Raw genomic sequence first — 20,705 nt, 5'->3', positions numbered from 1 at the left:
AGGAGGTGGCACCGATTACCGCTGTATCAGGTCGGGTGCTCTCCTTCCACGACCGTGCGGTCCACTTGGCTTAGGTGGTTTCCGCGAGAGCACCCTTCGGCATCCGAAAGGCTCTCATGTCGGTTCCCGTTTCACCCTTCCCCACGTCCGTGATCGTCACCAGGCTTCGTGCCGCCGGCTGTGTATTCGCCGAGGACGAGGCCGCGTTGCTCGTCGCGGGCGCGGCCGGCCCGGCCGAACTCGCCGTCATGGTCGATCGCCGCGTCGCCGGTCTGCCCCTGGAACACGTGCTCGGCTGGGCCGAGTTCCGAGGTCTGCGGATCGCCGTCGACCCCGGCGTGTTCGTACCGCGCAGACGCACGGAATTCCTGGTCGAGCAAGCCGTCGCGGCGGCCCGTCCCGGGGCCGTCGTGCTCGACCTGTGCTGCGGCTCGGGCGCGCTGGGCGCGGCCCTGGTCGCGGAGGTGGACCGGGTCGAGTTGTACGCCGCCGACATCGACCCGGCGGCGGTGCGGTGCGCGCGGCGCAACATAGCCGCCGACCGGGTCTTCGAGGGCGACCTCTTCGCGCCGCTGCCGGCGTCGTTGCGCGGGCGGATCGACGTACTCGTCGCCAACACGCCCTACGTGCCGACCGAGGAGATCCAGCTCCTTCCGTCGGAGGCCCGGATCCACGAACCCCGGGTGGCCCTCGACGGCGGCTCCGACGGGCTGGACATCCAGCGCCGGGTCACCGCGGCGGCGCCGCACTGGCTCGCCCCCGGCGGGCGACTGCTGGTCGAGACGAGCGAGCGTCAGGCACCGCAAGCCGTCGAGGTCTTTCGCGACGCGGGCCTGGTTCCGCGGGTCGTCGAGTCCGAGGAGTTGTACGCCACCGTCGTGACAGGCACCCGACCCACCGACCGGGCGCCCGCGGACTAGCACGAGCGAACGGGAGCCGGGCTCGCCGGCCACCGCGACCCGGCTCCCGGCCCCCACCCACCAATCCCAGCGTCACGCTCGCCTACCCGGCGTCACCGTCGCACTCCGTGTCGTCGAGCGGGCAGTCCATCCCGGTGTCGATCTCCTCGACGTCCCCGTCCACCCCCTCCCCCGCGGCCGCCGCCCGCGCGCCGGCGCAGACCACGCCCAGGCCGTCCTGGATCGCGCGCCCGATCTCGGCCATCGCCGCCACCTGAGCCGGCGTCAGGACGTGGAACAGGTGCCGACGCACCGTCGCCGCGTGGGTCGGCTCCGCGGCGGCCAGCGCGGCCAGGCCCGCATCGGTCAGGCGCGCGATCCAGCCCCGACGGTCCCCCTCGACCGGGCAGCGGGAGACCCAGCCCGACTTCTCCAGCGCGGTCACCGCGTGCGAGACCCGGCTCGTCGAGGACAACGACGCCGCGGCCAACTCGCTCATCCGCATGCGTCGGTCCGGCGCCTCGGCGAGCAGGCCCAGGATCTCGAAGTACGTCATCGGCATGCCCGTCTCGCGGCGCATCCGCCGGTCCAGGTGGGCTGCGAGTTCCCTGGTCCCGGTGAAGTACGACCGCCAGATCTCTTGCTCGGAGGCGGTCAACGAATCGTCGTCGTTCATGAGGACAGCATAGGACTTGTTGAATCCTCAACTTCTGGGTGCTATGTTTCTGAGCGTTCAACAACTGCCGTCGCGGTCCGCGACGGCAGACCGACCGAACACCGGCGCAACGCGGCGCAACGCACCCAAGGAGCTCCCATGACCACCACCGTCGAGACCATTCCCGGCTACGTCGCGGGCACCTGGACCATCGACCAGGTCCACTCGGACGTCTCGTTCTCCGTACGTCACCTGGGCGTGGCCAAGGTCCGCGGCCGCTTCGACGACTTCGGCGGCTCGATCGTCACCGCCGAGAACCCGCTCGAGTCGTCGGTCACCGCCACCATCGAGACCGCCTCGGTCAACAGCAACAACAAGATGCGCGACGACCACATCCGCAACGAGGACTTCCTCGACACGGACAACTTCCCGCAGCTGACCTTCGTGTCCACCGGCATCCGCGCCGAGTCCTCCGTGGTGTACCGGATCGACGGCGACCTCACGCTGCGCGGCGTGACCAAGCCGGTCACCCTCGAACTCGAACTCAACGGTTTCGGCACCGGCTTCGACGGCAGCCCGGTCGCGGGTTTCACCGCCACCACCGAGATCAGCCGCGGCGACTTCGGCGTCACCGGCGGCCCGGCCGGCGCGGCGGTCGGCGACAAGATCACCATCGTCCTGGAGATCGAGGCCAAGCAGGAGGCGTGACGCCCGCCTGCCGACCGGCTCGCGCCCCGAACCACCCTCGGCACAGGCACACGCCGCGCGTCCCGCGCACCGAGGCAGGCTCCGGCTCCGGTCCGCCGACACCCCGACCCCCGTCGGACGTCGGCGGACCGTTCCGGTACCCGCCGCCCACACGGCGGCTCGCGACGACTCACTCCCCGTGCTCGCCGGCCACCGGATTGCCCGCCCAGCGCGTGCCCGCCGGGATCGTCTCGCCGCGCATCACCAACGACGCGGGGCCGATCGAGGCGTGCGCCGCCACCAGCGTGCCGGGCAGTACCACCGCGTGCGGGCCGAGTGAGGCGCCCGCGCCGAGTTCGACCGTGTCCAAGCGCATGATCCGGTCGTGGAACAAATGGGTCTGGAGCACGCAGCCGCGATCCACGCCCGCACCGTCGCCGAGCCGGACCAGGTCCGACTCGGGCAGCCAGTACGTGTCGCACCACACGCCGCGGCCGATTCGCGCACCGAGACTGCGCAACCACCAGTTGAGCATCGGCGTGCCCAGGAAGGAGCGGGCCATCCAGGGCACCGCGAGCGATTCCACGAACACGTCGTACAGCTCGTTGCGCCACACGAACGAGGACCACAGCGGGTACTCGGCCACCCGGAATCGGCCCACCAGGAGCCACTTTGCGGCCGTGGCGATCGACGCGGCGACCACCGCCGCGGCCAGCAGCACCGGCGCGCCGACCAGCGCGGCCAGGCCCAACCCGCCCGCATCGAAGGCGCGTTGCTGGGCCAGTACCACCGCCTCCGCCAGCACCAGCGCGCACACCAACGGCAGCAGCCGGCACAGCTCCACCGCGATCCGCGCCGCCACCAGCCGGCGGCTCGGCGCGAACGTGCGCCCTGGATCCGCCGGCACCGCCACCCGAGGCAGCGACATCGCGGGCCGGCCCAGCCAGGACGAGCCGGGCTCGCTGTGCGCGGGCGCGTCCGAGAGCACGCCGATCAGGCCGTGTTCGGGCACCTCGCGGCCGCCCGCGACGATGCCGGAGTTGCCCACGAACGCACGCCGGCCGATCCGTACGGTGTCCAGCCGCAGCCACCCGCCGCGCAGTTCATAGGGCGCCACGAGGGTGTCGTCGGCCAGGAACGCGCCGTCCTCGATCCGGGTCAACGAGGGCAGCGCGAGCACCGTGGAGATCTCCGCGCCCCGACCCACCCGCGCACCCAGCAACCGCAGCCACACCGGTGTGGCCAGGCTCGCGTAGAGCGGGAACAGGCTCGCCCGCGAACCGTCCAACAGTCGGGTGACCAGCCAGGCCCGCCAGGCCACCGGGCCGAACTGTGGGTGCAGCCCGGGCCGAATGCCGCGCCCGAGCAGCCGCACCGTCGCGGTGAGCACGAACAACCAGCACAGCAAGCCCACGAGCGCGAACACCGGCGCCGCCGGAAGCAGCCGCATGGTCGCCTCGGTCAGCGTCGGACAGTCCCGAACGAGTCGGTAGGCGCCGATCAGGACGGGCACGGCGGCCGTGAAGGCGAGCACCGACGGCACCGCGAGCCCGAGCGAGTAGGCGAGCCGCCACCACCGGGACGGTGCGACGACCCGCGGCGGGGGCCGCTCGGCCGGGCCCGCCGCCCGGGCCGGCGAACCGGCCCAGCTCTCCCCGGCCGGGACGACACCGGCCAGGCAGGCGCCCGAGGCCAGTTCGGCGCCACGTCCGAGCACCGCGCCGGGTTGCAGCGTGCTGCGGTGGCCGACGCGGGCGCCCGCGCCGACCCGGACCCCGCCGATGCGCAGCCGGTCGCCGTCCAGCCACCACCCGGACACGTCCGCCTCGCGCTCGACGCCGCAGCCGTCGCCGAAGGTGCCCAGTCCGGTCACCGGCGGCAGTGCGTGCAACGCCACGTCGCGACCGACCCGGCAGCCCAGCGCGCGGGCATAGACCGCCGCCCACGGGGTGCCCAGCAGCGCCCGCACCCCGAACGCCGCGACGATCCGTTCCGCGGTCCACAACCGCAGATGCACCGAACCGCCGCGCGGATACTCGCCCGGTCGCACGTCCCGGGTCAGCGCGCGGGCCGCACCCGCGCCGATCGCGAGCCGGGCCGGCGCCGCGCACAGCACGAACCAGCCCAGCAGCACCAGCCACCACGACGTGTAGGGCGCCCAGGTCTCCGCCCCGATCATCGCGATCACGTTGTCGGCGGCGGCCAGCGCGACCAGGGCGCGCAGTCCCAGAATGCCGTACAGGCCGATCTGGACCAGGAATTGGTAACCGCCGACCCGGCGCGGGACCGGCCGGATCCGGCGGGTCCCGGGCTCGGGGTGCGCCGACGCGTCCAGGTGCGCTGCCATGCCGGCCAAGGTGGGATGGCGGTACAGGTCGGCCACGGACAGGCCCGGATGCCGTTCGCGCAGGGTGGACGCCAGCCGGGCGGCGGCCAGGCTGGTGCCGCCCAGTGCGAAGAAGTCGGCGTCCGCGTCCGGTCGCACGCCCAGCAGCCCGGCCCAGTCCTCGGCGAGGCGACCCACGGTGCCGTCGAGCCGTTCGCCGGTGCCCGCAGGCGCGGCCGGCGGCCAGGGCAGCGCGTCGCGGTCCACCTTGCCGGAGGTACGGGTGGGCAGCGCGTCGATCTCGGCCAGCACCGGCACCAGCGACCAGGGCAACCGCTCGGCCAACTGCAACCGGGCCTGGACCGGGTCGAATCCGGGCCCGCCCGAGGTGCGGTCGGGGACCACGTAGCCCACCAGGACCGCACCGCCGCCGGGGGTTTGGCGCACCGTCGCCGCCGCGCCGAGCACCCCGGGCAGCGCGCCGAGCGCCGCGTCGATCTCGCCGAGTTCGATCCGCCGGCCGCCCACCTTGACCTGGTCGTCGGCCCGGCCCAGGAAGACCAGGCCCTCGGGGTCGGCGCGGACCAGATCGCCGGTCCGGTAGGCGCGCTCGGTCTCCAGCGCCGCGCACGGGCGAAACCGGTCTGCGTCCCGGGCCGGGTCCAGGTAGCGCGCGGCGCCGACGCCGGCGATCAGCAACTCGCCCTCGGCGCCCCACGGAACGGGCCGGCCGGTCTCGTCCGCCACGGCCAACCGCCAACCCGCGAGCGGCAGACCGATGCGCACCGGTCGATGCGGGCGCAGCCGGGTCGCGCAGGCGACCACGGTGGTCTCGGTCGGGCCGTACGTGTTCCACATCTCCCGTTCGGGCGCGGCGGCGAACCGGGCGACCAGTTCGGCCGGGCACACCTCGCCGCCGACGATCAGCAACCTGACCGCCGCCAGTGCCTCGTCCGGCCACAGCGCGGCCAGGGTCGGCACGGTGGAGACGGCGGTGATGCCGCGCTCGACGAGCCACGGCCCGAGTTCGGGCCCGGCCCGGACCAGGGCCCGCGGCGCGGGTACCAGACACGCGCCGCTGCGCCAGGCCAGCCACATCTCCTCGCAGGACGCGTCGAACGCGACCGAGAGCCCGGCCAGGACCCGGTCACCCGGGCCCAACGGGCGCTGTGGCAGGAAGAGTCGAGCCTCGGCGTCGACGAAGGCGGCGGCGCTGCGGTGGGTGACGGCGACGCCCTTGGGCGCACCGGTGGAGCCGGACGTGAAGATGATCCAGGCGATGTCGTCGGGCGTCGGTGGGCGGGGTTCGGTGCCGGATCCGGCGGGCCGGGTCGCGGTCGGCGTGGGGTCCGGCTCGCCGGTCAGGACCGCGTGCACGCCCGCCTCGCGAAACAGGGTCGCGGCCCGCTCGTCGGGGTCTTCGGCGTCCACGGGGACGTAACCGGCGCCGCTGCGCAGGGCGGCGAGAATCGACAGGTACAACTCGGCGGTGCCGGACGGAATCCGAATTCCGACGCGATCGCCGGGGCCGATTCCGTGGGCGGCCAGTCGCCGGGCGCGATGTTCGACCTCGGCGCGCAATCGCCGATAGTCGAACACCTCGCTGCCGGTGTCCAGGGCCGGTGCGTGCGGGTGGTTTTCCACCGTGGCGTCGAGGATGTCGAGGAGAGTGCGCGAAGCGGGCGCGGCGGCACCGTGATACACCGCCGGGCCTGCGGACGGCTCTCCGAGGTGGGGAGGGGGATCATACAGGTGCATGAGCGGTTCTCGGTTCGTTCGACACGACGTGCTTCGGACGTACCGTCGCACGGTGCCCGGAGACGTCGAGTTCCAGTCGTCTTGTCGACATTCGGTAGTCCGAACAGGCGGGGCCTCGGGCTGCCGGAAGCGCTCTTTCCCGGGCCTGCTCCCGAATTGCGATGGTCGGACATGGATCGCCCGGGACGAACCCCTCGGCACGGACCGGACGATCCTTTCCGCGCACGTTCGGCCCATTCGGAGGCGTGTGCGCAGCCGTCGAACCGGGGCGCGCGGACCCGCCGTCAGCTCCGGCCGCCGCCCCGCCGTCCGACCCGCGATCCGACGTCCGGTGCGATCCGGGCGCAGCCCACCGCGGCGGCCAGGCACACGATCGAAAGGGCGCCGAGCAGCAGCGGAATGGAGCCGGCCGCAGCGGAGACCTCGAACACCGCGCCGAGCAGCGGCGGGAAGGCGATGCCGCCGATCATCGAGGCGGCGATCACCCACGCGGCGGCGCTCGCCGACCCCGGGACGCGTTCGGCCAACCAGGCCAGCCCGGTCGGGAAGATCGGCGCGATGGCGAGTCCGACGCCCAGGTAGGCGTACGGGGCCAGGATCGGCACCGCCGCCAGGAACAGGAAGCCGGTCATCGCCGCGCAACTGCCCAGCACCACCACCCGTGGGCTCAGCCGCAGGCTGATCGGCGCGACCAGGAAGCGGCCGACGGTCATCGCGAGCCAGAATCCGGCGGTCGCACCGGCCGCGGTCGAGGTGGAGTAGCCGAGCGCCTCCAGGTGGGTGGGTTCCCAGCCGCCGACGCCGGTCTCGATGCCCACGTGCAGGATGTACAAGGTGACGAAGGCCGCCATCAGCACCGCCGCGGCACGCGGCGCGCCTTCGCCGGCGCGTGCGGGAACGGCGGTGTCGGTCGCGGTGTCGCGCACCGCGAGCAGCGGCGGGACGATCAGTACGCAGGCCACCGCGCAGCCGACGAAGACCACCGGATAGTGGTTCGCGCCGAGCGCGCCGAGCAGGGCCGGTCCGGCGATGGCGCCGAGGCCGAAGTGTGCGTTGAGGATGTTGAGCATGGCCGGGCCGCGGCGGCCGAAGCCGGCCGCGACCATCACGTTGAGGCCGTAGTCGATGCCGCCGAAGCCGAGCCCCAGCACGAACACCGCGCCCAATGCGAGCGGCCAGGACCCGGCGAGGCCGAAGGCGGCGGCACCCGCGGCCATCGCCAGGCAGGAGATCGCCAGGAGCAGGCGATCGGGCCGGCGACGGCGGAGCGCGGCGCCGGCGAGTACGCCGAGCAGCGCGCCGGCGAAGTGTGCGCTCAGCGCGAGTCCGGCGCCGGTGGGACCGAGGTCGAACTCGTCGCGCAGCGCCGGGATGGCCGGTCCGTACAGTGCCTGGAGCGCGCCGATCAGCACGAAGGCCACACATGCGGCGATCGCCGCGCCGGGTGGGAACGCCGGGAGGTCGGCGGGTGGGCCGGCGGGCCGCGGCGCCGGCCGCCGGGGCCGGTCGGCGTGCGGGTGCACGGTCGCGGGTGTGTTCGGGTGGAGCCGCCGTCCGGGTGCGCCGCCGGGGGTGTCGGCCGGGGCGTCGGCCTCGGTGCTCACCGGACCGATCCGGTGGCCCGGGCCCGGTCCAGGTCGGCGCGCAGCGTGGGGGTGTCGGTGAACAGGAGCGACTCGATGCCCAGGGCCCTGGCCGCGTCCAGGTTCTCCGGGCGGTCGTCGACGAACAGGAGTTCGCCCGGCTGTGCGTCCAGTTGCGCACACAGGTGGTGGTAGATGCGCGGGTCGGGCTTGGCCAGGCCCAGGTCGGCGCTGAACACCCGATGGCGGAACACCCGCGCCCACGGCTGCTCGTCGAGATGGCGGGCCATTTCGGCCGGGGCGTTGGACAGCAGCGCCAGTGCGACGCCCCGGTCGGCCAGTTCGGCCAGTTCGGCCAACAGGTCGAGGGTGTCCTGGTTCAGGTGCATCCACGCGGCGAGGTCGCCGGCCACCAGCAGGTCGAGCCGGTCCGGGTCCGGCACCGGTCGGTCCAGCCGTACGCACAGGCCACTCCAGAACTCGGCGGCGCTCAGCGTGCCCGCGTCGTAGGCCGCGCGATCGGGCCAGTAGGCGGGCCAGAACTCGGCCGGGGTGACCCCGACGGTGCGGGCCAGGGCCTCGCTCGCGTGGTCGGGCGGCGGCATGCAGATGACGCCGCCGAAGTCGAAGACGATCCATTCGGTGCGCATGGGGCTCCTTGGTCGAGTCGCTTGGACCGCTTGGGTCACTCGGGCTGGTCGGTCGATTGACTTTCGAACATACAACACGTTTGATTGAACACATGGAAGGTTCGGAACGCCAGCTTTTGCTCATCGAGAGAATGCGCACGGCGGAACGCGTCACCGTGGCCGAGTTGGCCGAGGAGACCGGTTGCTCGGAGATGACCATCCGTCGCGACCTCGACCAGCTCGCCGAGCAGGGCGTGCTGCGCCGGGTCCGCGGTGGCGCGGTCAGCCTGGTGTTGCGCGGGGAGGTGTTGCCGTTCGGCGTGCGCGAGCACGAGGCGCCGGAGAGCAAGCGCCGGATCGCCGCCGTGTTCGACACGCTGGTCACCGACGGCGAATCGCTGATCCTGGACGGCGGCACCACGAGCCTGGCCATCGCCCGGGCGCTGGCCCGTCGCCGGGTCACCGTGGTCCCGCTCGATCTGCATGCGGCGTACGTCCTGGGCAACGCGCCGGACGTACGCCTGTTGGTTCCCGGCGGCCAAACCACGCCCGGCGCCCTGACGCTGGGCGGCCATCTCACCGAGACCTCGCTGCGCACGTTGCGCGTGGACACCACCGTGCTGGGTGTCTGCGGCTTGTCCGTCGACCACGGCCTGACCGCCAACGACCTGACCGAGGTGCCGATCAAGCAGGCGGCCATCGCCTCGGCGCAGCGCGTCGTCGCGGTCTGCACCGGAACCAAGTTCGGCCGCACCGGCCTGGGTCACGTCTGCCCGGCCACCGACCTCGACATGGTCATCACCGACGAGAGCGCGCCGATCGAGGCGGTGTCGGGCCTGCGCGACCTGGGCGTGGACGTGCGGGTGGTGTGAGGCGGCCCGGATCCGGGAGCACTCGGCACATCGGTTGACTTCAAGTCGACGCGAGGTTCCATACTCCTCTCGGAGGACGCTCGATCCCTGGCGACAACCGCCGGCAACGGGCGAGTTCAGATGAGTACCGGAGGACGACGGCCGGCGCATCGCGTCGGCCCGGACGACTCCGATCCCGACCCGAGGAGCCCGATGGCATCCACCGAGGACATCGTCCGACTCGTTCGCGACACGCTCGGCGCAGAGCAGATCGTCGGTGCCTACCTGCACGGTTCCGCCGTGCTCGGTGGACTGCGGCCACACAGTGACGTGGACGTGCTGGTCGTCGTGCGGCGTGCCACCACGGCCGCGCGGCGACGGGCGCTGGTCGAGGGGTTGATGGCGATCTCCGGCGAGCGGGCCCACGGCGGGCCCGCTCGGCCGGTGGAGTTGACCGTGGTCGTGCAGTCCGAGGTACGACCGTGGCGCTATCCGCCGTACTGCGAGTTCCAGTACGGCGAATGGCTGCGCGAGGACTACGAGCGCGGTGCGACACCGGCGCCGGCGCCGAGCCCGGATCTCGCGCCGCTGCTCACGATGGTGCTGCTCGGGCGCGCGGCGCTGGTGGGGCCGCCACCGGACGAGGTGCTCGACCCGGTTCCGCACGACGACCTGATCCGCGCGATCGTGGCCGGTGTACCGGAGTTGCTCGCCGAGGTGGCCACCGACACCCGCAACGTCCTGCTCACCCTGGCACGAATCTGGACGACTCTCGGGACCGGGGCGATCCATACCAAGGACGCCGCCGCCGATTGGGCGCTCGCGCGGCTGCCGGCCGAGCACCGACCCGTGCTCGCCCGTGCGCGGGCCGACTATCTCGGCGCCGAGGAGGGGACCTGGCACGAGATGTTGCCGCAGGTGCGGACGCACACCGCGTACGTGGTGGCGGCGATCGAGCGGTTGACCCGGGCGAGGGCCGCGCGTGGGCAGTGATCTCGGCAATCCCGCTCGGCCGGGTGAGCGGCACGGGCCGGCCACGAAAGGCGGAACGCACCGGCGACCAACTCCGGGTCTGTATACGGTCGTTGCCTCTGTGTAACGGATCTTGACGTGCTTCGACCGGAGTTGCACCATGAGCGCTCGTGCTTGATCGACGAACGGGGGAACACATGTCGAAGTTGACACGGCGCATGGCGGGTCTGGCACTCGCGGCGTCGGCATCGGTGGGACTGGTGACGGCGGGAGCCGGCTCCGCGCAGGCGGCGAGCGGAAGTTACATCGCGACCTACCGATACCTGGACGAGTGCCGGAGCACCGGCGCGATGTACGTGCACTACGCCGGCGCGAGTACGTACCACTGCACCGGCAACGGCGCGGTCGGCTTCTCGCTGTACGTCGAGTACTGGGCCTGATCCGACACCGGGTACCGTCCCTGCTCTCGCCGAGGGGCGGTACCCGGCGTTGACACGATCAACGGTGAGGACAGTCGCAGTCCGTGGAGTCATGTCCCGGGCGAGTACGCCGACTTCGACATCGACAACGCCGATGTCGACGAGACGTTCGCGGCCTGGCGCGAGGAGTGCGAGCGGGCGCGGGCGGTGGTGGCCGGCGCCGAGTCGCTCGCGGTCACCGGCACGGCAGGTGGTGACATGTATTCGCTGCGCTGGGTGCTCACCCACATGATCGAGGAGTACGCCCAACACAACGGCCATGCCGACTTCCTCCGCGAGCGCCTCGACGGCGGCACCGGGGAGTAGCGGGGCGCGCGTCGGCGGGTTCAGCCGGTCGGCGGTGCCTCGTTCGCGGCGGCGCCGGGGGACTTGCTGCCGGCTTCGGTCGGAGGCTTGGTCGTGGTGGGGGGCGGTGCTTGGGTCGTGGCATCGGCTTCGGACTCGGTGGGGGCGTCGGCCGTCAGGTGTCGGGCGAAGAAGGTCTCGATGCGTTGCCACGCGTCCGCGGCGGCCGCCGGTTCGGGGCCGATGCCCAGGATGGTGCGCAGCACGGGGCGCAGCGCCGGCGGCGCGTTGTCGGTCTCGTTGAGGAACGAGTGGCCCGCGTCCGGGTAGAGCTTGACGTCGTGTTCGACGCCGGCGCGACTCAAGGCCGCCTCCAGCTTGGCCGCACCGCCGCGAAAGACCTTGTCCTTGCCGCCGTAGGAGGCGACGATCGCACACGCGCCGCGCAGCGCGGCGTCCGGATCGCGGGGCAGCTGGGCGTAGTTGGCGGCGGCCACGTCGTAGGTGCCCTGCCCGGCGAGCAGCAGCGCGAAGCCGCCGCCCATGCAGAAGCCGATCACCCCGACCCTGCCGGTGCAGTCCTCGGCGGCCAACAGCCACTGCCGGGCCGCCTCGATGTCGGCGTAGGGTCGACCGCGGCCGGTCGAGACCGAGCGCATGACGGAGACCATGCACCGGCTGGGGCCGCGACCGTGGTAGAGGTCCGGCATCAGCGCCAGGTAGCCGGCCTCGGCCATCCGGTCCGCGTGGCGTCGGTTGACCGCGTCCGGGCCCGCCCCTTCGAACAGGACGACCACACCCGGCCACGGGCCCTTGCCCTTCGGGCGGGCGAGATGGCCGGTGAGTCCTCGGCCGGTCTCGTCACGAAGCAACATCGCGGACAGATCAACGGTTTCGACCATGGCAACGACCGTAGGCGATGCCCACGTCGTCGGGCAGCACATTGCCTGCCGCGGTGTGGTCAGCCCACCGTCGCCGCGGACGCCTTCCCGGGCACCGCTTTCGCCGTCCCCGTGCCCGCCGCGCCCCCGCGCGGCGGCCGGATGCCGAGCACCGCACACGCCGCCGCCACGGCCGGGCCGACCAACGGGTGCAGATCCTCGTATCCCTCCAGCGCCGCCAGCGGGACGGTCAGCGCCGCCAACGCCGCGATCGCGCGCACGTCGCCGGCCGAGTCGTGCGCGCTCCCGCGTGCCAGCGCCTGCTGGGTGCGCTGTCGGCACACCATCGCCCGCTCGCCCAGCACCGGCACGGACTTGAAGGTGCGGTCGAACATGAGGATGATCAGCCGGCGTCGATCCCCCGCGTACAACTCGCCCATCGCGAGCAACAACTCGCGGGTGGCGGCGGGCGAGAAGGACTGGCCCTCGGCCCGGTCCAGGATCTCCTCCAGCTCGGCGACGGCCGGCTCGACCAGGTCGGCGAGGATTTCTTCCTTGGTCCGGAAGTAGTAATACAGGGCGGCCTTGGTCACGCCCATCGCGTCGGCGATGTCCTGGAGTGTGGTGGCGCCGTACGTCTTGTCGGCGAACAGGGTCAACGCGGTCTCGCGGACCCGGCGCCGGGTGTCGCCTCGTTGGCCGGTCACGTGCGACTCCTTCCCGGTTGCGAGCGCTGCGTGTGCCGTCCGACACCTATATCTACTGTACGGCCAGTAGAAACTACGCCCCACGTAGTACGCGTGTCCACACCTTCCGAAGGACATACGAGGGGCTTGTGGCCCGGCATAATTTCTACTGTCCGGCTAGTAGAACCGCTCGGCCGTTCGGGCATGTGACCTGCTCACACCTGCCACACCTTTGCTTGCGCCTGCCCATACCCGCCCGCTCCGTACTCGTTTTGCATGCCGCCCGGTGTCGGTGACACGTGTCGCCCCGGGTCGATCCCGCACGCCCTGCCCCCCACGTCCCGACTCGCACGAGCCTGGAGACTCCTTCATGGCCACATTCCTGTACCGACTCGGTCGGGCCGCCTTTCGGCGGCGACGCCTGGTCGTCCTGCTCTGGGTTGCGATCCTCGCCCTGGTCGGATTCGGCGCCTCGCAGGCGTCCGCTCCGGCCGCCAAACCCTTCTCGGTTCCCGGCATCGAGGCGCAGAAGGCCGTCGACCTGCTGGAGGCCCGCACGCCCGAGGCCGCCGCCGGCGGTGCCGGCGCGCGGATCGTCTTCCGCGCGCCCGCCGGCCAGCAGATCGACTCCGCCAAGAACAAGGCAGCCGTCCTGCAGGTGGTCGGCGCGCTCAAGGGCACCGACCAGGTGGCCAGTGCCGCCGACCCGTTCGAGGCGGGCACGGTCAGTAAGGACCACACCACCGCGTATGCGGCCGTGGCCTACCAGGAACCGGCCGACACGCTGCACGACAAGACCCGCGACACGCTCTCGCACGCGGCGCAGCAGGGCCGCGACGCGGGTCTGACCGTCGAGGTCGGCGGCGACGCGCTCCAGACCGACTCCGGCCCGGGCAACGGCGAGATCGTCGGCGTCCTGATCGCGGCCGTGGTCCTGGCGATCACCTTCGGCGCGATGATCGCCGCAGGGCTGCCGCTGCTCACCGCGCTGCTCGGCGTCGCCATCGGCGTCGGCGGCATCACCGCCCTCGCGGGCGTGTTCGACCTCTCCCCCACCACCTCGACGCTGGCGATGATGCTCGGCCTGGCGGTCGGCATCGACTACGCGCTGTTCGTGGTCTCGCGCTATCGCAGCGAGTTGACCCAGGGCCGCGAACCCGAGGACGCGGCCGGCCGGGCGGTGGGCACCGCGGGCTCCGCGGTGGTCTTCGCCGGCCTCACCGTGGTGGTCGCGCTCGCCGGCCTGGCCGTGGTCAACATCCCGATGCTGACCGAGATGGGCCTGGCCGCGGCCGGCACCGTCGCGGTCGCGGTACTGGTCGCGCTGACCTTCGTACCGGCCATCCTGGGCTTCGCGGGCAAGCGCATATTCGGCCGCAAGGACCGCAAGCGCTTCGCCCGGCGCGAGGCCGAGATCGCCGCCGGCGGCACCGATCACCGGCGGGACGCGGACAAGCCCAACATGGGCACCCGCTGGGCGCGGTTCGTACTGCGTCGCCCGATCAAGGTCCTGGTGGTCGCGGTACTGGGCCTGGGCGCGCTCGCGCTGCCCGCCACGAGCATGGAGCTCGGCCTGCCGGACGACAGCGTGAAGTCGACCGACACCACCCAGCGTCGCGGCTACGACCTGCTGACCGAGAGCTTCGGTCCCGGCTTCAACGGGCCGCTGCTGGTCGTGGTGGACGCCGCCAAGAACAACAACGGCAGGGCCGCGGCGGCCGAGGTCACCAACGCGCTGGGCAAGGTCAAGGGCATCGCCTCGATCGCTCCCGCCACCTTCAACAAGGCGGAGAACACCGCGATCATCGAGATCACACCCGCTTCCAAGCCGAGCAGCAACGCCACCAAGGACCTGGTGCACGCGATCCGTGCCACGGCGGACGAGACCAAGGCCCGTACCGGTGCCGACACGCTCGTCGGCGGCGGTCCGGCGCTGAACATCGACTTCTCCCAGCGCCTGAACGACGCGCTGCTGCCCTACCTGGCCCTCGTGGTCGGCCTCGCGATCCTGCTGCTGATGGCGGTGTTCCGGTCGATCCTGGTGCCGCTCAAGGCGGCCGGCGGCTTCCTGCTCTCGGTGGTCGCCTCGCTCGGCGCGGTGGTCGCGGTGTTCCAGTGGGGCTGGTTCGGCAGCCTGATCGGGGTCGACCAGACCGGGCCGATCATGAGCATGATGCCGATCTTCCTGGTCGGCATCGTGTTCGGACTCGCGATGGACTACGAGGTCTTCCTGGTCACCGGGATGCGCGAGGCGTACGTGCACGGCGAGAGCCCGAGGCAGTCCGTGGTCAGCGGGTTCAAGCACGGTGCGCGGGTGGTCACGGCCGCCGCGCTGATCATGATCGGGGTGTTCGCCGGCTTCATCGGGGCGCCCGACTCGATGGTCAAGATGATCGGCTTCGGCCTCGCCTCCGCCGTCCTGTTCGACGCGTTCGTGGTCCGGATGACGATCGTGCCGGCCGTACTGGCCCTGCTCGGCAAGTCCGCGTGGTGGCTGCCGGCGTGGCTGAGCAAGCTCATCCCGAACGTGGACGTCGAGGGTGAGGGGCTGCGCAAGTACCTGGGCGACGACGCCGCGGCCGCGAAGGCGAAGGCGAACCCGTTCGACCCGGCGGACAGCGACCCGGATCGGGACGCGGTCCGCGTCTGATCGGACCGGCATGGAAACGGGGTGTGCCCGAGCGCAGGCTCGGGCACACCCCGTTTCGTCGTGCCGGGGAGGCCGCGGCGCGGTTTCGGGGGCGGCGGTCGGCGCGTGGTCAGGCGTCTCCGCCTACCCGATAGCCCGGTACGGACGGCCAGCGCACCGTCAGCACCACCGACTCCTCCTCGGCCGACCACGAGTGGTCCACCCCGTGGCCCCACACCACGTAGTCGCCCTGCTTTGCCAACAGCACGCTGCGGCCCGGGAGTTCGACCCGAAATCGGCCGCTGATCAGGATCAGCAGCGCGGTCCGCGCCTCCCCGGTCACCCACTCGGCGCGCTTGTCGCCGGGCGGATGCACGCCCCACTTGATCTCCACCGCGTCGCTGTGCCGGGGGTCGCCGGCGTCCTTGAAATGGCCGAGCAGCCACCCCCGGTCCAGCGCCGCGTCCGGGCCCGCATTGCCCACATACACGCTGTCGTTCATGGCCGGCGACGCTAGCAGAGCGGGATCACGCGCCCGAAGGTCAGGCGGCCGCGGTCACCTGTCGCGGATCCGGTGCCTCCTCCGCGCGGACCTGACGGAGGTGGTCGGCCACGGTCATGATCGCGAGGAGCACCGTGGCCACGGCGAGTACGGCCCAGCCCGTGCCCGCCACGGAAGCGATCAGCGGCAGCGCCACCACCGCGGTGACGATCCGCCCCTGGACCGGGCCGGTGTCCAGCACGTAGCGGTGCCAGCCGTGGCCCAGCAGGAAGGTTGCCACGCCGGCGCCCAGCCACCAGCGGTTCGTGTCGGTGCCCAGGTGGTGGATGGCGTCCGAGATGCCCGCCGCGACCAGCACGATGCCGGCGATCATCACCGCGTGTGCCAGGCCGAACGCCACGTAGCCGAGCATCTGCCGGCGCTCGACGGAAGCGTCCGACATGGCCCGCACGGTGCGTTCGTCGTCACCGCCGAAGTACGTCCACCAGATGCCGGTGGCGACCGCGATGCCGAGCAGGATGCCCCCCGCGAGCTTCCAGTCGACCGGCCGACCACCCGCGCCGATGCCCACGGCCACGACCGATTCGCCGAGCACGATCAGGATGATCAGGCCGTGTCGCTCGACGAAGTGGTGCGGCTCGACCACGAAGCCGCGGATGCGTCCGATCACCATCGACAGGTACAGCACCGCCACGGCCGCCGCCCAGCACACCCACGTGCCGGCGTCCGGCAGGTGCGGGGCGACCAGGATCAGCACGCCGCCGACCGCGTTGAACGGCGCGAGTCGAAGGATCCCGGCGCGGGCCGAGGGTTCGGAGGCGGTCAGGAACAGCGCGACGTGCATTGCGACGGCGACCAGGAACGCGAGGCCGAACGCCCAGCCGTCCGGGTCGAACGCGTAGGGCAGGTCCAGGCCCATCACGAAGAACGAGGTCATCGTGAGCGCGAGCAGCAGCCGGACCACCGTCGCGTCCGGGCGGACCGCGTTGGTCAGCCAACTGAACGCGCCGAACATCCACCACATCGCCGCCAACGGCAGCATGCCCTGGAACAGCCCGCTCCAGCCCGGGTGGGACTCCACCTGATGGGTGGCCTGGGTGAGCACGAAGACGAAGACGAGGTCGAAGAACAGCTCGATCGGGGTGACGCCGGTGGGCCGCTCGGCCTCGGCGGGTGTTTCGGTCGGGTCGTGCGGGAGCTCGATCGCAATGTCGAGGGAGTTCTCGTGGGCCCGGTCGTGGGCCGGGTCGTGGGCCGGGTCGTGGGGGTCCGTCGGTGGGGGTGACGCCGGTATCGAGGCGTCGAGTCGATCGGGGTCGCGGGGAGCCGAGGAGGATCTCATGCGTTCGCTTTCGTGGGTCCGGGTGCGCCCATCGGGGGGCCGAGGCGCGGCGCCGGAGGTCGGTCCGACCGAGGTCCGGACCGATCCGGTGCGAGTCGCGCACGTGCGCGGGCCCATCATCACCGCGGCACCTGCTTCGGGACAGCACGTTTTGCGCGCGTTCGCGATCGGCGTAGCCCGCACGCACGTCGCGGCGAGCCGGAAGTCCGGCCCGCCGCAGGCGCCCTGATCAGTCGTCAGGAAAAGCTCCCGGGCGGCCCGGGAGTCATCCGTTCACGAGTGGAGACGAAGAGGCCGAGCGGATGAACTCGAAGCCGCCCGGTGCTCACGAGCACAGGATGAGCAGTGACGTGATCACGGTGCACGAGGCCGAGGAGTTGTCGTCGGCCGGGTTGGGATCGGCGGGCGCGCTCGCGGTGCGGCTCGCGGTGACCTCGTAGGCGAGGCCCAGGCCGAGCAGGCCCACCGGGGCGGTGAAGTGGCGGGTGGTCGCCGCGCCCTTGGCCAGCGGACCCACCGTGCAGGTCACCGTGCGGTTGACCACCGCGCAGTCCGGTGACGTCGCGGTCATCGGTACCGGCAGCGGCGCCGTGACGGTCGCCGAGCCGAGCGTGTCGGGACCGCGGTTGGTGACGGTGATCGTGTAGTCGATGTGCGCGTTGAACAATGACGGCACGCCGGTGGCCCGGAGCGCCACCGCCACGTCGGCCGTGCTCGCGATATAGGTGTATCGATCGGCGGGATTGCTCGCACTGGTCCCGCCGGCGGTGCTCACCCGGACGTCCACCCGGCCGGCCCCCGGCCCCGGCGGCGCGGTCACCGTGCACGAGGTCGCGGTGCACGAGACCGAGGTCGCGGGCCGGCCCGGGCCGAAGGTGACGCCGGTCGCGCCCGCGAGATCGGTGCCGGTGATGCTGACCACCGTGCCGCCCGCCTCCGGACCGGAGTCGGGGCCGATCGAGGTGACCGTCGGCGCTGCCGCGTAGGTGTACCGGTCCGCCGCCGAGGTCGCACTCGTGCCGCCGGGGCCGGTCACGGTGACGTGGACGGTGCCGGGTGCGCCGGGCGGCGCGGTGGCGAGGATGGTCGTGTCGTCGACGACGGTGAAGGATGTGGCCGAGGTCGTGCCGAACGCGACGGCGGTGCTGCCGGTGAAGTGCGTACCGGTGACGGTCACCGAGGAACCGCCGGCCGTGGGGCCGGAGTTCGGGCTCACCGAGGTGACGGTGCGCGGCTGCGGGACGCCGACCACCACGATGCCGTACGGGGTGCTCCCCACCGGAACGGTGGCCACCACCGTGTCGGACGCGGTGTCGATCACCGACACGTCTCCGGACACGGCGTTGGTGGTGTACACGAAGCCGCCCGCGACGTGCAGCGTGAGGTTGGCCGGGTAACTGCCCACGGAAACGGTGTCGGTGACCGTGTTCGTGGTCAGGTCGACCACCTTGACGGCGGCCGGGAAGGCGGAGACGTAGGCCCTGGTGCCGGCCGCGTTCACCGCCACATTGCTGCCGTCGGTGATCGGGACGGTCGCGGTGAGCGCACCGCCGGCGGTCAGGTCCAGGACCCACAGGCCGCTCTGGTCGTCCACGGCGTACAGGTGTTTCCCGTCGGGGCTGAGCGCCGCCCCGTCGGGCGAGCCGGAGAGCGCGATGCTCGCACCGACGGTGGCGGTGGCCGTGTCGATCACCGAGATGTCGTGGCCGGCGTTGTTGACGGCGTACACGTGCGCGCCGTCCGGGGCGACCAGGACCGCGATCGGACTGGTACCGACGGCGATCGTGGCCGTGACGGTGTTGGTCGCGGTGTCCACGACCAGTACGGAATTGCCCTGGGCGACATAGAGGCGGCTGTCGGTCGGGTCGACGGCCATCGCGAAGGGCGCACCGGCGGTGGCGATCGTGCCGGTGACCGTGTCTGTGGCGGTGTCGATCACCGAGACGGCGGCCGAGTCGAAGCCGGCCACGTACACCCGGGTGCCGGCATGGTTGGCGGCGAGCCCGTATGGACCCCGGCCCACCGGAATGGTGGCGGTCGTGGTGTTGTTCGCGGTGTCGATCACGGACACCGTGTTCGACCCGGAGTTGGCGACATAGGCGAAGACGCCGGGGCGGGCCGCGGCGGCGGGTGTGGCCCGGGTGACCAGACCGGCGAACAGGCCGGCGGCGATCAGCGTGACGGTCACCATCAGCGCGATCGGGCGGCGGGGCAGCGCGGCGCGCAACTGCCGGTGGGCGCCGGGTCGTTGCCGAGTGCCGTGCGGGTGGTGCGATTCCGGGGGCTCGGCGGAGTGACTGCGGCGCCCGCGGTTCGGCCCGCGATCGGGCGGCACGTGATGGAGCGACATCGGGATCCCCTCCCTGAAGATGGACCACACTCGGCCGTCCCCATCGAGGCACGTCGATCCCCGCCCCGCACGGCACCCGGGCCCCCACCCGAATCACGACGGCCGCGAATCACGGATCGCGATTCGTCGGTGCATCGCCGGAAACGTACCGGGGAAGCGGGCGACGATGTGACCGGAATGACCAAAGGGCGGCGGTGGGACGGGAGTTGGTGTAGGGGAAGAGAGAGAAGTCCGTCCCGCACCCGGTCCCGGCGCGACCGGGACCCCGCTCCGAGCCGACTCGGCCCCGAACCCCGGCCGGGCATCCGTCGGGGCGGATGTCCGGCCTCGGTGAACGTCAGCCGTCCGGAGCCGGCCGGCACGCCCAGGTCCGGCGACCACTCGAAACGTGACCGGGCCGGTCCCCGGGTGTGGGTGCGGGGACCGGCGCGCGTGCGGAAGTCGGGTGGTGCGCGGTCGGGTCAGGACCCGGTCGGCTCGGGTCTCGGCAGGTATATGGCACGGCCGAGGGCGCGGGCCTCGACCGCGGCCGGGACGCGCGGGGCGACGGTGCTCGGCAGCAGCTCGGCGGCTCGGTCGAGGGTGACGAACGCGTATTCGTCGAGTTCGTCCTCCTGGATGCGAATCGCGGCGATCTGCTCGGGGGTGAGGGTGCCGCCGTCGAACATCCAGCCGGTCAGCGGTCGCGGCCTCGGGTCGTGCTCGGGCACCCAGTCGATCACCAGCAACTCGCCTACCGCGAGGTCGAGTCCGAGTTCCTCGCGCAGTTCGCGCGCGCACGCGACGTGCGGTGGCTCGTTGCGATCGACGAAGCCGCCGGGCAGGTTCCAGTAGTCCCGGTAGTTGGGCTTGACCAGGAGCACCCGGTCCTCGACGTCGGTGATCAGTGCGGAGGCGGCGGCGTAGAGGGTGGGCAGTTGCGCGTACCACTGCTCGGGCGGCAGGAACTCGTTGGTCATCTGCTCGACCCTAGCGACATCCGGCTCGCCCGGCCGGGAGGCGGGTGGGGGTCGGCCCGGAGTCGGGCCGGGTTTCGGCGTGGGGTGTCTCACTCGGTGGTTCCGCTCGGCCGGCGACGAAGCGGTCGCGGGGCTCGCCGTGCAGCCGGCCCGGGCAAACCGCAGCATGTGGGCGGCCACCCCGCGCACACGCCACCCGGAGCAGAGCGTGGGCGCATCCACCGGTCGGCCC

General features: G+C 72.2%; 17 protein-coding genes and 1 pseudogene. 7 read left to right on the top strand and 11 right to left on the bottom strand.

The features are described 5' to 3' along the window. Window positions 1-116 precede the first annotated feature (116 nt). Complete coding sequence (locus A3IC_RS0133090) at window positions 117-920, top strand: putative protein N(5)-glutamine methyltransferase (RefSeq protein ID WP_026219034.1); 804 nt, start codon at window positions 117-119, stop codon at window positions 918-920. Window positions 921-1,002: 82 nt separating this feature from the next. Here the strand turns inward: A3IC_RS0133090 and A3IC_RS0133085 are convergent, their stop codons facing one another. After that, window positions 1,003-1,575: a MarR family winged helix-turn-helix transcriptional regulator gene (locus A3IC_RS0133085; RefSeq protein ID WP_020554371.1), complete on the bottom strand. Its 573-nt coding sequence runs from the start codon at window positions 1,573-1,575 to the stop codon at window positions 1,003-1,005. A 138-nt stretch (window positions 1,576-1,713) separates the two neighbouring features. Here A3IC_RS0133085 and A3IC_RS0133080 point away from each other — a divergent pair, with 138 nt between their 5' ends. Then, window positions 1,714-2,262 (top strand): YceI family protein, encoded by a 549-nt coding sequence (locus tag A3IC_RS0133080; protein WP_020554370.1) that lies wholly within the window; start codon window positions 1,714-1,716, stop codon window positions 2,260-2,262. A 169-nt stretch (window positions 2,263-2,431) separates the two neighbouring features. Here A3IC_RS0133080 and A3IC_RS0133075 read toward each other — a convergent pair whose 3' ends face one another. The 3 genes from A3IC_RS0133075 to A3IC_RS57920 all read right to left on the bottom strand — a co-directional run bounded on the left by A3IC_RS0133075 (window position 2,432) and on the right by A3IC_RS57920 (window position 8,558). Beyond that, on the bottom strand, window positions 2,432-6,325 hold the full coding sequence (locus A3IC_RS0133075) for a Pls/PosA family non-ribosomal peptide synthetase (protein ID WP_086018503.1): 3,894 nt from the start codon (window positions 6,323-6,325) through the stop codon (window positions 2,432-2,434). Between the two features lie 284 nt (window positions 6,326-6,609). Further along, window positions 6,610-7,929: an MFS transporter gene (locus tag A3IC_RS57925; protein ID WP_020554368.1), complete on the bottom strand. Its 1,320-nt coding sequence runs from the start codon at window positions 7,927-7,929 to the stop codon at window positions 6,610-6,612. Continuing rightward, complete coding sequence (locus tag A3IC_RS57920) at window positions 7,926-8,558, bottom strand: HAD family hydrolase (protein ID WP_020554367.1); 633 nt, start codon at window positions 8,556-8,558, stop codon at window positions 7,926-7,928. Before A3IC_RS57920 ends, A3IC_RS57925 begins: the two co-directional genes overlap by 4 nt. A gap of 92 nt (window positions 8,559-8,650) precedes the next feature. Here A3IC_RS57920 and A3IC_RS0133060 point away from each other — a divergent pair, with 92 nt between their 5' ends. From A3IC_RS0133060 to A3IC_RS65575, 4 genes are all read left to right on the top strand, one after another. Next, on the top strand, window positions 8,651-9,409 hold the full coding sequence (locus A3IC_RS0133060; RefSeq protein ID WP_020554366.1) for a DeoR/GlpR family DNA-binding transcription regulator: 759 nt from the start codon (window positions 8,651-8,653) through the stop codon (window positions 9,407-9,409). 192 nt (window positions 9,410-9,601) lie between these two features. Beyond that, window positions 9,602-10,381, top strand: a complete 780-nt coding sequence (locus A3IC_RS0133055; protein WP_020554365.1) for an aminoglycoside nucleotidyltransferase ANT9 — start codon at window positions 9,602-9,604, stop codon at window positions 10,379-10,381. Window positions 10,382-10,557: 176 nt separating this feature from the next. Further along, window positions 10,558-10,800: a hypothetical protein gene (locus A3IC_RS0133050; RefSeq protein ID WP_020554364.1), complete on the top strand. Its 243-nt coding sequence runs from the start codon at window positions 10,558-10,560 to the stop codon at window positions 10,798-10,800. 57 nt (window positions 10,801-10,857) lie between these two features. Further along, window positions 10,858-11,145 carry a mycothiol transferase gene (locus tag A3IC_RS65575; protein ID WP_079026825.1) on the top strand — a complete coding sequence of 96 codons (288 nt, stop codon included), beginning with the start codon at window positions 10,858-10,860 and terminating at the stop codon, window positions 11,143-11,145. Between the two features lie 20 nt (window positions 11,146-11,165). Here A3IC_RS65575 and A3IC_RS57910 read toward each other — a convergent pair whose 3' ends face one another. Beyond that, window positions 11,166-12,026, bottom strand: a complete 861-nt coding sequence (locus A3IC_RS57910; RefSeq protein WP_020554362.1) for a dienelactone hydrolase family protein — start codon at window positions 12,024-12,026, stop codon at window positions 11,166-11,168. 59 nt (window positions 12,027-12,085) lie between these two features. Beyond that, window positions 12,086-12,712, bottom strand: coding sequence for a TetR/AcrR family transcriptional regulator (locus A3IC_RS62965; protein ID WP_020554361.1), 627 nt, complete (start codon window positions 12,710-12,712; stop codon window positions 12,086-12,088). Window positions 12,713-13,061: 349 nt separating this feature from the next. On the opposite strand from A3IC_RS62965, the gene A3IC_RS0133030 reads away from it, so the two are divergent. Beyond that, complete coding sequence (locus A3IC_RS0133030; RefSeq protein WP_020554360.1) at window positions 13,062-15,341, top strand: MMPL family transporter; 2,280 nt, start codon at window positions 13,062-13,064, stop codon at window positions 15,339-15,341. 109 nt (window positions 15,342-15,450) lie between these two features. On the opposite strand, the gene A3IC_RS0133025 is transcribed toward A3IC_RS0133030, so the two are convergent. From A3IC_RS0133025 to A3IC_RS73735, 5 genes and pseudogenes are all read right to left on the bottom strand, one after another. Next, window positions 15,451-15,822, bottom strand: coding sequence for a cupin domain-containing protein (locus A3IC_RS0133025; protein ID WP_020554359.1), 372 nt, complete (start codon window positions 15,820-15,822; stop codon window positions 15,451-15,453). Window positions 15,823-15,862: 40 nt separating this feature from the next. Next, complete coding sequence (locus A3IC_RS57900) at window positions 15,863-17,164, bottom strand: low temperature requirement protein A (RefSeq protein ID WP_020554358.1); 1,302 nt, start codon at window positions 17,162-17,164, stop codon at window positions 15,863-15,865. Window positions 17,165-17,489: 325 nt separating this feature from the next. After that, entirely contained in the window at window positions 17,490-19,514 is a 2,025-nt protein-coding gene (locus A3IC_RS62960; protein WP_158696194.1) for an IPT/TIG domain-containing protein, read from the bottom strand. A gap of 461 nt (window positions 19,515-19,975) precedes the next feature. Further along, complete coding sequence (locus tag A3IC_RS0133005; protein WP_020554355.1) at window positions 19,976-20,473, bottom strand: NUDIX domain-containing protein; 498 nt, start codon at window positions 20,471-20,473, stop codon at window positions 19,976-19,978. A gap of 54 nt (window positions 20,474-20,527) precedes the next feature. Further along, window positions 20,528-20,653 (bottom strand): annotated as a pseudogene (locus A3IC_RS73735) (hypothetical protein); the annotation flags it as partial. Window positions 20,654-20,705 lie beyond the last annotated feature (52 nt).

Origin of the sequence: Embleya scabrispora DSM 41855, assembly GCF_000372745.1 — a bacterium.
In the GTDB taxonomy this organism is placed as follows: Bacteria; Actinomycetota; Actinomycetes; order Streptomycetales; family Streptomycetaceae; genus Embleya; species Embleya scabrispora.
Note: the sequence above shows the minus strand (reverse complement) of the source record. Positions and strands in the feature narration are given on the sequence as shown.

Bases quoted from the DNA above. Each gene is read 5' to 3' on its own strand.
- A3IC_RS57900 (WP_020554358.1), bottom strand. From the start codon at position 17,164: ATGAGATCCTCCTCGGCTCCCCGCGACCCCGATCGACTCGACGCCTCG.
- A3IC_RS0133005 (WP_020554355.1), bottom strand. From the start codon at position 20,473: ATGACCAACGAGTTCCTGCCGCCCGAGCAGTGGTACGCGCAACTGCCC.
- A3IC_RS0133025 (WP_020554359.1), bottom strand. From the start codon at position 15,822: ATGAACGACAGCGTGTATGTGGGCAATGCGGGCCCGGACGCGGCGCTG.
- A3IC_RS0133085 (WP_020554371.1), bottom strand. From the start codon at position 1,575: ATGAACGACGACGATTCGTTGACCGCCTCCGAGCAAGAGATCTGGCGG.
- A3IC_RS0133080 (WP_020554370.1), top strand. From the start codon at position 1,714: ATGACCACCACCGTCGAGACCATTCCCGGCTACGTCGCGGGCACCTGG.
- A3IC_RS0133050 (WP_020554364.1), top strand. From the start codon at position 10,558: ATGTCGAAGTTGACACGGCGCATGGCGGGTCTGGCACTCGCGGCGTCG.
- A3IC_RS0133075 (WP_086018503.1), bottom strand. From the start codon at position 6,325: ATGCACCTGTATGATCCCCCTCCCCACCTCGGAGAGCCGTCCGCAGGC.
- A3IC_RS0133090 (WP_026219034.1), top strand. From the start codon at position 117: ATGTCGGTTCCCGTTTCACCCTTCCCCACGTCCGTGATCGTCACCAGG.
- A3IC_RS0133055 (WP_020554365.1), top strand. From the start codon at position 9,602: ATGGCATCCACCGAGGACATCGTCCGACTCGTTCGCGACACGCTCGGC.
- A3IC_RS62960 (WP_158696194.1), bottom strand. From the start codon at position 19,514: ATGTCGCTCCATCACGTGCCGCCCGATCGCGGGCCGAACCGCGGGCGC.
- A3IC_RS57920 (WP_020554367.1), bottom strand. From the start codon at position 8,558: ATGCGCACCGAATGGATCGTCTTCGACTTCGGCGGCGTCATCTGCATG.
- A3IC_RS0133030 (WP_020554360.1), top strand. From the start codon at position 13,062: ATGGCCACATTCCTGTACCGACTCGGTCGGGCCGCCTTTCGGCGGCGA.
- A3IC_RS0133060 (WP_020554366.1), top strand. From the start codon at position 8,651: ATGGAAGGTTCGGAACGCCAGCTTTTGCTCATCGAGAGAATGCGCACG.
- A3IC_RS57910 (WP_020554362.1), bottom strand. From the start codon at position 12,026: ATGGTCGAAACCGTTGATCTGTCCGCGATGTTGCTTCGTGACGAGACC.